The sequence below is a fragment of the Streptomyces sp. NPDC050528 genome (assembly GCF_044457795.1).
Lineage (GTDB): Bacteria > Actinomycetota > Actinomycetes > Streptomycetales > Streptomycetaceae > Streptomyces.
The window spans coordinates 185,968-198,730 of record NZ_JBITHH010000005.1; the positions used below are offsets into that span (position 1 = coordinate 185,968).

The following is a 12,763-nucleotide window of genomic DNA, read 5'->3' on the forward strand; positions in this document are numbered from 1 at the left end:
GGAAGCTACACGCTTGTTCGACGTTGCGCTGCCCCTACCGGAGAGAAGTGCCCCGGAACGACTGACTTTTTCGCATTCCTCGTATTCGGGGGTGTTGAGCGGTACGACCCCGGCCCCGTCCCTGAGCAGGGGCGGGGCCGGGGTCGTGGAGACGGTCGTGTCAGCTGCCGGTGCCGAACGCGATCGCCAAGTCCTTGTCGCCGGTTGACGACGACGAAGCCTTGTCCGCGTAGACCGCCGACATGTAGAGGTGGCCCTCGCCGTAGAGGATCTCCGCGTAGTCCGGGAGGAAGGTGGTCTCCGCCGCCCGTACCGTCTCGGTGCTCGGGTTCTCCAGCAGCTTGGTCTCCTTGAAGGAGGTGCCGTCGATGCTGACGATCTGGCCGCCCTTGTTGTACGGCGGGGACTTGTACGCGATGACGTTGGCGCCGTCCATGCGCAGCGGGGTGATCGTGTAACCGTCACCCGCGTCCGCGCGCTGGCCGGTCTGCTTGCCGGTGGCGAGGTCGAAGGCGACGATCTCGTTGGTCTGGCTGTAGGAGTCGCCCGAACCGTCGTGTTCCTCGGTCGGCACGTACAACCGGTCGTTCCCCACGGCCAGTTCGGTGCAGTACTCGACCCGCGTGATGCCGTCGCAGCGGCCCGCGTACTGCTTGCCCGGCGCCGGGATGTGCGAGCGCAGGGCGCCCGTCTTGTTGTCGATGGAGAAGAAGTCCGAGATGCCGCTGCCGTCGCCCGCGCTGTCGCCGACGTCGGCCGCGACGACCAGCGGGTCGGTCGACACGATGCTCGCGTACTCGATGCCCTCGGCCATCTTGTAGTCCGAGATCACCTTCCCGGAGACCGGGTCGATGGTCTGGATGTGCAGCACGGGCGCGTCGTACGTTCCGCACCGGCGCACCGCGACCAGCTTGGCGCCGCCGCCGTAGCCCGTGTCGTAGCAGTCGGCGACCTTCGGGCTCCACAGGACCTTGCCGGTGGAGATGTCGAAGGCGGCGCCGCCGTCGGTGCTGCCCACGGCGACCGTGTTCGCGCTGACGGTGACGTTCTCGAAACTGATCGGCTGGTCACCGGAGTTGGCGGTCTTCGTCCACAGCTTGGTGCCCGCGTCGAGGTCGATCGCGGCGATCTGGCTGCAGCCGTGCGAGGGCTTGTCCTTGGTCGGCATGGCGGGCTCGTAGAGGATCGCCGTCTTGTCGTCCGTGGTGATGTGCTTCGTGGCCTGGCAGACCGGGCCCGGGAGCTTGATCGTCCACTGCTTCGCGCCCGTGTCGCGGTTGTAGCCGACCACCTCGGCGCTGCCGGTCTTGGCGTACACCTTGTCGGTGAGCCAGGAGCCCGACGTCACCATCGTGTCACCGACCTTGGGCATCGGGACCTCGAAGAGGACCTTGGAAGCGGTGTCGGCGGGCACCTTCTCCTTGCCGCCGGACGTCGTGCCGCCCTTGCCGTTCGTGCCGCCCGTGGTGCCGCCGGCGGTCGCGGTCTTCTTCGTGTCGTCGTCCTTGTTGCCGGACGACGACGCGTACCAGATCCCGCCGCCGACGATCAGCGCGATCGCCACGACCGCGGCGGTGATGATCACCGCCGGCGCCCCGAACTTCCGCCCGCCGCCGCCCGGTTGGCCCGGCTGCGGGTGCAACGGCATGGTCGGCTGGCCCGGGTAGCCGTAACCCGGCTGCTGGCCATAGGGGTTGGGCTGCTGCGGCTGGGCGTACGGCTGTTGCGGCTGGGCGTACGGGTTCGGCTGCTGGCCCGGGTAGCCGTAGCCGGGCGGCGGGGCCTGCGGGGGTCCCTGGGGCTGCTGCGGGGCCTGGGGTGCCTGGGGATAGCCGTAGACCGGCGGCTGTTGGGGCGGAGGGGACTGCGGGTAGCCGTAGCCCGGCGGGGTCTGTGGGGGCTGCTGCGGGGGCTGGTCCTGGGGTGGGCCGAAGCCGCCCTGCGGGGGCTGGTTCGGGGGTGGGGGTGGGGGCTGGGTCATGACGAGTACCTCGGGGAAGACGGCGGGCGGGGAGAAGTCGGGGTCTCACTTGCCGTACGCGAGCATCAACTTCTCCTTCGTGTCGTCATTGCCGTTCAGCCGGGTCGACGAGATGTAGAAGCGTCCGTCGACGTAGTCGATGGCCCGGGAGTAGAAGCTCGACTCGATCTGCGCGGTGCCGGACGGCATCTGCAGCAGCTTCGTCGGGGTGTGCGCGGAGCCCGTCGTGGGGATGGACACGACCTCGCCGCCCGCGGTGTACGACGCCTCGACATAGGCGAGGAGCTTGCCGCCCTGGAGCTTGATCGGGAGCATCGACACGGATCCGGGCGACTTGACGCGCCACTTCTCCTTGCCGGTGGCCAGGTTGATCGCCACGATCTCGTTGGCGCCGGTCGTCGCGTCGGTCGGCAGGTACAGGGTGCTCGCGTCGACCGCGAGGCCCTCGCAGTCCTGGAGGTCGTCGATGAACGACGAACCGCACGAGGGCGCGAACGCGGCCTTGGAGTCGACCTGCGAGCGGACCGAACCGTCGTCCTTCAGCGTGGAGATGTTCCAGTGCTTGTCGTCCGAGTCGGTCATGTAGAGGACGACCGGGTTCACGGAGTAGACGTGGCCCACCGTCCAGCCCTTGGGGATCGACTTGGTCCACTCGACCTTGCCGGTCGCCGGGTCCAGCTCCTGCACCTCGTCGTGCTCGGTCGAGGAACCCGCCCCGCAGGACGCCACCGAGATCAGCTTGGCGCCGCCCGCGAACCCGCTCGGGAAGCAGGCCGCGCCGTACTTCTTCTTCTCGTAGAGCTTCTTGCCGGTGTCGACGTCGTAGGCGATCCCGGACTGCGAGCGGCCCACCATCAGGGTCTTGCCGGTGACGGACAGCCCGATGCTGAGCACGCTGTCGAAGAGGTCGCCGTCCGGGACGACCGCCGTCCAGCCCTTCTCGCCGGTGTTCAGGTCGAGTTGCTGGAGCTGGTTGCACTTGGCGTTGTCGCTGACACCGCTCTCGTACGCCACGACGATCTTGCCGTCGGCCGACTGCTGCGAGGTGACCGCGCAGATCTTCTGCGGGAAGGTGATCGTGGGCCAAGTGGGGTTGCCGTTGCCGACGTTGTAGGCGACGAGTTCCTTGTACGCCGCCTTCACCGCCGTCTTGCCGGTGATCCACATGCCGGGGGCGTCGGCGCCGGAACCGGGCGCGTCCGGCGCCTCCTTGTACCAGAGCACCTTCGCCTCGCCGGACTTGCGGCCCTCGTTGAGGTTCTGGGGGTCCTTGCCGCCGTCGCCGCTGCCGTCGCCGGGGTTGGCGGGGTCGTCGACGGTACCGCTGCCGGACGGCGTGGGACTGTCGCTCTTCTCGGCGACCGGCTTCTTGTCACCGCCGCCGCTGGTGACCGCCCACACCGTGCCGCCGACGACGAGGAGTCCGGCCACGGCGGCCGCGATCACGAGCGCGGGCTTGCCCTTGAAGGGGCCGCGACCGGAGGGCGGGGTCGGAGGCGGGGCGAACTGCGGTGGGGGCGGCGGGTAGCCGTAACCGGGCTGCTGACCGTACGGCCCCGGCTGCTGCGGCTGGCCGTAGGGCCCGGGTTGCGGCTGAGGCTGAGGCTGAGGCTGACCATACGGACCAGCCTGTTGCGGCTGTTGCGGCTGTTGCGGCTGTTGCGGATAGCCGTACGGGCCGGGCTGCGGTTGCTGCGGGTAGCCGTAGCCGGGTTGGGGCGTCGGCGGAACAGGAGCCCCGAAACCCCCGGCCGGTGGCTGTGGCGGTTGGTTCGGCGGCGCTCCGTAACCGCCGGACGGCGGCTGTTCGGGCGGCTGAGTCATCAGCGGTTCCCCCTCGTTCACTGATTTTTAGCCACGCCCCGAGGCTCGCGAGGGACCCGGAGTCGTATTCAACAGTGCTCAGACAGTTCTCAGACGGCCCTTTCTATCACTGAGCTGTCCATGAAGAACGGGCCGGTTCACCCCTGTTCCCAAGGGAGGACCGGCCCGTGACGGAGCCGTTATGCGCCTTCACCCACCCTTCACGCGTCCTCGGCGAGTTCCAGCCACCGCATCTCCAGCTCGTCCCGCTCGCCGCTCAAGTCCCTTAGTTTCGCGTCCAGTTCGGCGACTTTCGCGAAGTCCGTGGCGTTGTCGGCGATTTGGGCGTGCAGCTTGGCCTCCTTCTCGGAGACCTTGTCCAACTGCCGCTCGATCTTCTGCAGTTCCTTCTTCGCGGCCCGCTGGTCGGCGGCGCTCACGGCCGACGCGGTCTTCTCCACGACGGGGACGGCAGCGGCGGCGACCTCCTCCATACGGTGGCGCCGCTCCAGGTACTCGTCGATGCCGCGCGGCAGCATCCGCAGGGTCGCGTCGCCGAGGAGGGCGTACACCTTGTCGGTGGTGCGCTCGACGAAGAACCGGTCGTGGGAGATCACGATCATCGACCCGGGCCAGCCGTCGAGGACGTCCTCCAGCTGGGTCAGGGTCTCGATGTCGAGGTCGTTCGTGGGCTCGTCGAGGAAGAGGACGTTGGGCTCGTCCATCAGCAGCCGGAGGAGCTGCAGCCGGCGCCGCTCACCACCGGACAGGTCCCCGACCGGCGTCCACTGCTTCTCCTTGTTGAAGCCGAACGTCTCGCACAGCTGCCCGGCGGTCATCTCCCGCCCCTTGCCGAGATCGACGCGCTCCCGCACCTGCTGCACGGCCTCCAACACCCGCAGCGTGGGCTTGAGTTCGGCGACTTCCTGCGAGAGGTAGGCGAGCTTCACCGTCTTCCCCACGACGACCTTGCCGGCCGCGGGCTGGGTGTCGCCGTCGCTGCGGGCGGCCTCGGCGAGGGCACGCAGCAGGGAGGTCTTGCCGGCGCCGTTGACACCGACCAGGCCGACGCGGTCGCCGGGGCCGAGGTGCCAAGTGATGTGCTTCAGAAGGACTTTGGGCCCGGCCTGGACGGTCACGTCCTCCAGATCGAACACGGTACGGCCCAGCCGCGAGGAGGCGAACTTCATCAACTCGCTGGTGTCGCGCGGCGGCGGCACGTCAGCGATCAGTTCGTTGGCGGCCTCGACGCGGAAGCGCGGCTTCGACGTACGGGCGGGGGCGCCGCGGCGCAGCCAGGCCAGCTCCTTGCGGACCAGGTTCTGCCGCTTGGTCTCCTCGGTGGCGGCGATGCGCTCGCGCTCGGCGCGGGCGAAGACGTAGTCGGTGTAGCCGCCCTCGTACTCGTAGACGTCGCCCTTCTGCACGTCCCACATCCGCGTGCAGACCTGGTCCAGGAACCACCGGTCGTGCGTCACGCAGACGAGCGCGGAACGCCGCTCGCGCAGATGCTGGGCGAGCCAGGCGATGCCCTCGACGTCGAGGTGGTTCGTGGGCTCGTCCAGGACGACCAGGTCCTGGTCCTCGATGAGCAGCTTGGCGAGCGCGATACGGCGCCGCTCGCCACCGGAGAGCGGACCGATGACGGTGTCGAGCCCCTGCGGGAAGCCCGGCAGGTCCAGCCCGCCGAAGAGTCCCGTCAGTACATCGCGGATCTTGGCGTTGCCCGCCCACTCGTGGTCGGCCATGTCCCGGATGACCTCGTGGCGGACGGTCGCCTCCGGGTCGAGGGAGTCGTGCTGCGTGAGGACACCGAGGCGGAGTCCTCCGGAGTGGGTGACGCGGCCGGTGTCGGACTCCTCCAACTTGGCGAGCATCCGGATCAGGGTGGTCTTGCCGTCACCGTTACGGCCCACGACCCCGATCCGGTCCCCTTCGGAGACACCGAGCGAGACACCGTCGAGCAGGGCACGGGTGCCGTACACCTTGCTGACGTTCTCGACATTGACCAGGTTGACGGCCATTTCTCTCCTGACAGGGGGGACGGTCAGCCTCCCAGGGTAATGCGCGGGGGGAGGGTGACGATCCGTGCAGGTCAGGTGGGGTGCGTTGGTTGTCGGCGGCGACGTGGACGGTGGTCAGGCTGGGCGCAGCTCGTCGAACGCGGCGCTCACATGGGAAGGTCCGTATGCGGCGAGTGCCCAGAGAGCGGTGATCCTCGCGGCACCGGTCCACAGGTTCTCGGCGGCCACGGGCGGCCGGAAGGCGTGGATGTTGAGCTGTCGCTCCGCGAAGGGGTGGTGGTCGAGGTAGCGCAGGCCGCCGGTGCCGCAGAGATAGGTGTCGGCGCCGACGGCGGTGGTGAGGTCGGCCAGACGTACCGAACGGTCCGAGGAAGCGGCGAGGTCGCTGCTGCGCACGATGGTGCCGCGCCAGCCCAGGAGGTTCAGCAGGGCGCGGGTGGTGGCCTCGGCAACGGCCGCTGTGCCGACGCCCTCGGCGAGGGAATGGACGGCGGGTTCGAGTGAGGCATGCAGCAACTGCCAGTGGGGGCTGGCGTGGTAGTGCTGCGCGGGCAGTTGGCCGAGGCGGCGGGCACTGCGCTGCGGGTCGGCGAGTCGGGCATCTCGGATCAACGTTGCGCGGCCGTACGGGAGATGGGTTTCGACGGACAGCCACTGCTGCCGTTGCGGGTCGTCGAGTGCGGCGAGGCGAGCGCGGTGTTGGTAGTCGCGGCGGACGAACTGGACGTCGTCGAGGACCACCCAGACATCGGCCGTGTAGAGCTTCGCCAGAGTGGAGAGACGGGGCAGGAGGTTGGGCTGGTGGACCGCGCACGAGCGCACCGGCTCCGTGCTTGAGCGCGCGGCGCTGTCAGGCGGGCAGGAGCCAGCTGTCGTAGCCGCGGGAGCGGAGACGGTCGAAGGCATCGCGGACCCTTTCCGGGACGTGCTGCTCGATGGCGAAACCGCGCTTGGGGTACTCCATCACCCTCTCCATGTCGCCCATGAGCATGTCGATGAGCTGCTTCTCGTCGGCGTGGGTCGTGACGTACTCGTCGAACGACAGCCGCTGGGAGACGCAGACCGGCTCAACCTCGGGCCACAGCTTGCGGCAGGTCGCGTAGGCGCGGCGCTGCATGTAGGGCATGGAGATCAGCAGCAGAGTGGTCACCGCGATACCCGCGTTCTCCAGCACCTCGCGGGAGAAGCCGATGTTCTGGCCGGTGTTGGTGGCCTTCGGCTCCAGAAGGATCGCCTCGTCCGGCACTCCGAGGGAGAGCGCGTGCTCGCGGTAGTGGACGGCCTCGCCCCGGGGAAAACGGTCCCTGGTGGCGTCGCTGGTGTCGCCGGTGAAGGCCACGACCGGGAACATACCCGCGTGGTACAGGTCGGCGGCGGCGCCGGCCACACCGAGATCGAGGCTGCCGAGGGCGATCGCGGCGGAGCAGGGCCGCAGCTCGTGACCCATCTGGTGGAAATCCCAGAGCGCGCGGGCGTCGGCCCGGTCCGCGTCACTGATCGTGGCCTCCTGACGGTCGGTCACGTGTACTCCTCGCTGGTGCGAACGGTCTTGATGCTGCGCAGTTGGTGTTTCAGGCCGTATCGGGTGGCGATGCCCGAGGCCCGGTCGAGCACGGCGTGCCCCCCACCGCGAGTGACCGGGTCGGTGAGCAGGATGTGGGCGTGCGCGGTCTCGATCTGGACGCGCTGGAGCGGAGTCTCGAAGCGTCCGTTGCTGCGGGCCGCGTCGATGTAGGTCAGGGCCCGAGTGAGATCGCCGACACCGCGGTGGGCCAGCGCGAGCTTCTGCTGTGCGGTCGCCCAGTCCTCCGGTTCTTCCAGTTCCTCGAACCACCTGGCCGCCTGGCCCATGACGTGGATGGCGAACTCGTTGTCGCCGCCCTTGGACAGGGAGGTGCCGATCCACAGCATGGCTCGGGCGCGGTCGGCCGGGGCGAGCCTCTCGTCACCGGCGAGTTGCTGGTAACGGGTGGCCGCGGCGGTGAGGCGTCCGGCCATTTCGGTGACCACGGTGAGGGAGAGTTCGACCTGCGCGGCTCGACGGGGGATGTCGAGTTCGGTGAACACATCGTGGGCGTCCGAGTAGAGCCGCCTGGCCGTCATCAGATCCTGAAAGGTGCCCTGGAGGCGGCGCAGGTCGCCGGACAGGACCAACGAGCGCCCGTACAGGTACAGGCCCCGATCGTCGAGATCGCCGGGCTGGGCCCGACCGAGTCGGCGGTCCAGCAGGGTGGCGGCGAAGGCGAAGTCCTGACGGTCGAGGCACACCACGATCCGCTCCAGATCCTCCGCCCAGGTCTCGTGGTCCGCGTTCGCGGGGGACGGTGTTCCGCTCGGCCGTCGGCCCGGCGGGCCCGGGACGAGAAGTTGCTCGAAGCGGGCCCGCGCGGCGGCATCGGCGCGGGTGAGGGCTGTATCGAGGATGGCCTGCGTGTCGGGCCAGGGACGGGTGGCCGTGCCGAACTTCTCCCACTTGGAGACAGTGCGGATGCCGACGCCGAGGTGCGCCGCATAGGTACGCACGCTCATGCGCAGCGCCTGCCGCAGCAAGCCGGCCTCGCGGCCGGTCCATTGACTCACGCTCACCTTGGGGCGCCTCCCTCCTGCCGCCATGGAAGCACGGACGGCGAGCGAGGGGCCGCGGAAGTGCCACAAGGGTGCAACAGCCGTTCCTTCCCGGCGGACCGAGGGTGCGTCAGGCTCGGATGGTTCCACCCGCCCACTCCGTTGCGGAGGCGTTTCCGCGTGATCCACCCGCACCGAGAGCCACCGCGGCTTCCTGCAACCGACCCGAACCAACGAACACGAGCGCTGTGCGGCAAAGGAAAAGTCCGTTCCCCTGAGCACACCGACCCGGCCCACTGCCGAGACACCGAAGCGTGACGAGGAGCGCGGGCGCGGCCTGCGACTGGTCGAAGCTGTCGCCGACGATTGGGGCGCCGAATTGGTGCACGGCGGGAAACGCGTGTGGGCCCACCCGACCGCAGAGGCACCCCGGTGACCGGCTGTCGGTCGATGGCCGCCTCCCCGTCCGGCAGTCTGCCCACCCTGCTCGACGTGACCAGCCTCCGGCCCCGTCAGCAGCAGGCCATGGACTGCGTCCTGTGCAACACCCGCTCGGGTATCACCCGCCCCGGCCTGGGCCACGTACGCCACCGCGGGAGACCCTTCCGCCAGTGGGCCCGCAACCCGGCCTGTGGGGGCCTGCGTTGAGCGACCCTCAGGTCCCCGGGCCCGTCCACCGTGGCGGGTCGCCGCAGGTCGAGGCCGTCGCCCTGGTGCTTGTGGTGCTTGTTCTCGGCGGCGTGCTGCTCGCCGTGGCCCTGTAGTTCCCGGCAGTACGCCGTACCCCGCGAGCCCACGTAAGAGGGAGCCGTAGAAAACGACCGAAAGATGAGGAGACCCATGCAGGCCTCAGCGCCCGATCGGGCCACCCCCTGGGGTGTCAGCCGTATGAAGCCGTTCCCTCCTGCCGAAGTGCTGCCCGTTGCCCGCGCGGTCCTGGACGCCGAGTCGCAGACCGCCGTGTGGGTGGACCCCGACGGCACCCTGGTACCGACGCTGGACAAGCACAAGCGGTCGGAGACGTCGAAGGAGACGACAACGAAGACGAGCATGGACGGCAACTCGGACGAGGGCAGCGACCAACAGGGAGACAGTGACTGATGGCCGTGGGTGGGCCGGCCGTCCTGGTCGTCACGCGCCTGGACGATGCGACAGCCGACGAGGTGATCACCGAACTCAACCGGCGCCGGGTGCCCGTGGTACGACTGGATCCCGGGGGCTTTCCCGAGACGGTCGGCGCGGCAGCGGTGTTCGACAGCATCGGGCCCAGAGGCACCCTGACCACCGAGACCCGCACTCTCGACCTGGACAGCGTGCGCTCGGTGTACTGGCGGCGGCCCACCCCCTACACCGCCGACCTCGCCATGAATGAGCAGACCGCACGCTGGGCCGTGGCGGAAGCCCGCCATGGACTCGGCGGCGTACTCGCCGCTCTCCCCGGCGCCCACTACCTGAACCATCCCTGGCGCAACCGGGATGCCGAGTACAAACCGGCGCAGCTGGCGGCTGCTGCCCGCTGCGGCCTGACCGTGCCTCCCACCTTGATCACCAACGACCCCGACCGAGCACGTGCGTTCACGGCCGAGTACGGGCCTGTGCTCTACAAGCCACTTCGGGCAAGCGACTACGCCGACGTCGAAGGCCGGTCGCTGACGGTGTGGATCGACGACGTCACCCCCGACCAGATCGACGACCGGATTCGCCGCACGGCTCACCTGTTCCAGCAGCGGGTGAACAAGACCGCCGACATCCGTCTGACCGCCGTCGGCAAGCACCTGTTCGCCGTCCGGATCGACGGCTCTCCCGGCGTCGACTGGCGACGCCACTACGACCGACTCACCTACACACCCATCCCCGTCCCGCCCGAGATCGCCAAGGGGGTGGAGGTCTACCTCGACGTGTTCGGCCTGGTCTTCGGCGCCTTCGACTTCGGCTTGGACCCCGATGGCCTGTGGCACTGGTACGAGTGCAACCCCAACGGCCAATGGGCCTGGTTCCCCGACCACATCACCGACCCGATCACCGCCGCCCTCGTCGATCAACTCCAGCACGGAGGCCACGCATGACCGCCGACCCGGCCCAGCTCCGCCGCGCCCTCGCCGCAGCCGTCCCCGTGGAAGACCCCGCATGGCGTACCGCGCTCGAAGCCGTCCCGCGTGAACTCTTCCTCGACGAAACGGTGTTCCGCCCGTCCGGCACCCAGTGGGAGCCCGTACGACGCCACACGAGCGGCGACGACGAATGGCTCCGCCTCGTCTACCGGGACACCACGTGGGTCACGCAGATCGACGGCATCGCCGCCACCGACGCCCCCGGACCACTGACCGGCCGCCCCACCTCGTCCAGCACCTTGCCCTCCCTGATCGTGCGCATGCTCGACCTCGCCCGCATCCGCGAGGGTGACAGGGTGCTGGAGATCGGCACCGGCACCGGCTACTCCACCGCCATCCTCTGCCGGCGCCTCGGCGACAGGAACGTGTACTCCATCGAGTACGACCCGCACCTCGCCGCCACGGCGGCCGGTCACATCCACGCCGCCGGATACTCCCCGACGCTGGTCACCGGAGACGGACTCGCCGGGCACAAGGAAGCCGCCGACTACGACGCGATCGTTGCGACCTGCGCCGTGCGGCACATCCCTCCCGCCTGGCTGCACCAGGTCCGGGACAGCGGAACGATCACCACCACCGTCAGCGGATGGATGCTCGCCTCCGGCCTCATCAGCCTCACCGTCCACGACGACGGCACCGCCACCGGCCGCTTCGCCGCAGACCACATCGGCTACATGCTCGCCCGCCCCCACGAACGCCCGCCCCGCCCCACCTACTACCCGCACCCGGGCCACACCCGACCCGCCCGCCTGAACCCCGGCCTCCTCAACGACTGGACGGGCCACTTCCTCGCCCAACTCGCCGCGCCCTCCGCCGAACTCATGACCACCGGCGACGGTGTGATCCTCGTCGATGTCGCCACCGGCTCACAGGCTTGGACCGAACCCACCGGCAAGGGGTGGCAGGTACACCAGCACGGCCCTCTGCACCTGTGGGATGCCGTAGAGAGCGCCCTCACCACCTGGCAGGACGCCGGAGCGCCCCCGCAGTCCGACTTCGGTATGACCGTGGAGGCCGACGGCACCCAACGCGTCTGGCTTGGGGAACCCGACGGACCCGCTTGGCGCCTCCCGGTCTGAACGTGAGCACACAGGACGGGTGAGGCGCGATCCAGGCTGCCGCCCAGAAGCATCCCCTGCTTCAGGGCGGCAGCCTCCTCCCCCTCAGCTCAGCGGGCCGCCGCTGCCCGTACCTCGCTCAGCAGGTCGTACATCGTCTGGCCCGGACAGTCCGTCTGGAGCCAGTCCCTGTGGCCGCTGATCGTTTCGTTGTCCTTCTTTACGCCGTTCACCGGGTTGGTGTAGGTGATCTTCGCTTGGGGGTCGAGGCCCTTGAAGCGGGTGATGACCTTGATCAGGCGGGTCAGGGAGGCCTTTGCCTCGTCTGTCGGGGCCTGGGACACCAGGTTGCCGATCAGGGCGATGCCCAGGTTGCCGGAGTTGAAGCCTGCCGTGTGGAAGGCGGTGACCAGGTTGCCGTCGGTGTTGAAGGCCGGGACGAGGTCGTCGCCGGAGTAGCGGCCCTCGTAGATCACGCCTGCCTCGTCGATGAGGAAGTGGTAGCCGATGTCGCCCCAGTCGAGGGTGATCGCGTGGTACTCGTAGATGCCGCGGACGGTCGCCGCCGGGTCCGGATCCGCGTTCGGGGTGTCCGTGTGGTGGACCGTGATCGACTGCAACGGGTAGTACGCCTCGGGCGAGTTGACCTTGCCGTCCTTGTACCGCTTCGACTCGTCGGCGCCCCACGCCGGGCGCGAGAGGTAGCGGACGCCTCGGACGCGGGTCGCCTCGGACGGTACGTGGAAGGTGTGGTCCGGGCCTCGGGTGCAGTCGATGGCGACCGAGCGTACGTCCGTCGCGCCGGCCGGTGCCTTGACCTCGTAGGTCGTGGCCTCGTCGGCCGCCACCAGCGCCGTACCGCCGTTGTCCACGGTCGCGCAACCGGTGCCGGTCTGCTGCCAGTCGCCGTCCGCGAGGCGGATGCCGGCGCCGTCGGGGGCGCCGGTCCAGCGCAGGCCGACGTAGGACGCGGCGAAGGTCGTGGTGGCCGGGGCGGTGCCCGTGGCGGTGGCCGAGCGGGTGGCCGGGAACGTCTCCGGCTTGGTGCCGGTGGGGGCGGCGTCGGTGCTCGTCGAGTCAGCGTCGGAGCCGGAGTCGGTGGCCGCGAAGACCACCGGGGTCAGGGCGGCCCCGGCGGCTACGGCTCCGGCGGTCCCTATCGCGCCGCGACGCGAGAGGGACCGCTTCCTGCGGTGGGACGGGGTGGGGGACGACGGGGTG

The 12,763-nt window shown here is 69.4% G+C and carries 11 protein-coding genes; 4 read left to right on the forward strand and 7 right to left on the reverse strand.

Annotated features, from left to right (window positions below):
- Window positions 1-160 precede the first annotated feature (160 nt).
- From ACIBK4_RS19095 to ACIBK4_RS19120, 6 genes are all read right to left on the reverse strand, one after another.
- Window positions 161-1,981, reverse strand: coding sequence for a PQQ-binding-like beta-propeller repeat protein (locus ACIBK4_RS19095; RefSeq protein WP_398995923.1), 1,821 nt, complete (start codon window positions 1,979-1,981; stop codon window positions 161-163).
- 45 nt (window positions 1,982-2,026) lie between these two features.
- Entirely contained in the window at window positions 2,027-3,805 is a 1,779-nt protein-coding gene (locus tag ACIBK4_RS19100; RefSeq protein WP_398995924.1) for a PQQ-binding-like beta-propeller repeat protein, read from the reverse strand.
- 200 nt (window positions 3,806-4,005) lie between these two features.
- On the reverse strand, window positions 4,006-5,808 hold the full coding sequence (locus ACIBK4_RS19105) for an ABC-F family ATP-binding cassette domain-containing protein (RefSeq protein WP_398995925.1): 1,803 nt from the start codon (window positions 5,806-5,808) through the stop codon (window positions 4,006-4,008).
- 114 nt (window positions 5,809-5,922) lie between these two features.
- A complete protein-coding gene (locus tag ACIBK4_RS19110) occupies window positions 5,923-6,630 on the reverse strand; it encodes a WbqC family protein (protein WP_398995926.1) in 708 nt (235 codons plus the stop codon).
- A 28-nt stretch (window positions 6,631-6,658) separates the two neighbouring features.
- Window positions 6,659-7,330: a YdcF family protein gene (locus tag ACIBK4_RS19115; protein ID WP_398995927.1), complete on the reverse strand. Its 672-nt coding sequence runs from the start codon at window positions 7,328-7,330 to the stop codon at window positions 6,659-6,661.
- The gene (locus ACIBK4_RS19120; RefSeq protein ID WP_398995928.1) at window positions 7,327-8,394 is read right to left on the reverse strand and encodes a helix-turn-helix domain-containing protein; all 1,068 of its coding nucleotides are present in this window, start codon (window positions 8,392-8,394) and stop codon (window positions 7,327-7,329) included. The genes ACIBK4_RS19115 and ACIBK4_RS19120 overlap by 4 nt, the downstream gene beginning before the upstream one ends.
- A gap of 381 nt (window positions 8,395-8,775) precedes the next feature.
- Between ACIBK4_RS19120 and ACIBK4_RS19125 the strand changes: the two genes are divergently transcribed.
- The 4 genes from ACIBK4_RS19125 to tgmC all read left to right on the forward strand — a co-directional run bounded on the left by ACIBK4_RS19125 (window position 8,776) and on the right by tgmC (window position 11,563).
- Window positions 8,776-9,021 (forward strand): hypothetical protein, encoded by a 246-nt coding sequence (locus ACIBK4_RS19125; RefSeq protein ID WP_398995929.1) that lies wholly within the window; start codon window positions 8,776-8,778, stop codon window positions 9,019-9,021.
- Window positions 9,022-9,213: 192 nt separating this feature from the next.
- Window positions 9,214-9,474 (forward strand): putative ATP-grasp-modified RiPP, encoded by a 261-nt coding sequence (gene tgmA, locus ACIBK4_RS19130; RefSeq protein WP_398995930.1) that lies wholly within the window; start codon window positions 9,214-9,216, stop codon window positions 9,472-9,474.
- Entirely contained in the window at window positions 9,474-10,439 is a 966-nt protein-coding gene (tgmB, locus tag ACIBK4_RS19135; protein ID WP_398995931.1) for an ATP-grasp ribosomal peptide maturase, read from the forward strand. The genes tgmA and tgmB overlap by 1 nt, the downstream gene beginning before the upstream one ends.
- A complete protein-coding gene (gene tgmC, locus ACIBK4_RS19140; protein ID WP_398995932.1) occupies window positions 10,436-11,563 on the forward strand; it encodes an ATP-grasp peptide maturase system methyltransferase in 1,128 nt (375 codons plus the stop codon). Before tgmB ends, tgmC begins: the two co-directional genes overlap by 4 nt.
- Window positions 11,564-11,652: 89 nt before the next feature.
- On the opposite strand, the gene ACIBK4_RS19145 is transcribed toward tgmC, so the two are convergent.
- Entirely contained in the window at window positions 11,653-12,657 is a 1,005-nt protein-coding gene (locus ACIBK4_RS19145) for a peptidoglycan recognition family protein (RefSeq protein ID WP_398996435.1), read from the reverse strand.
- Between the last annotated feature and the right edge of the window lie 106 nt (window positions 12,658-12,763).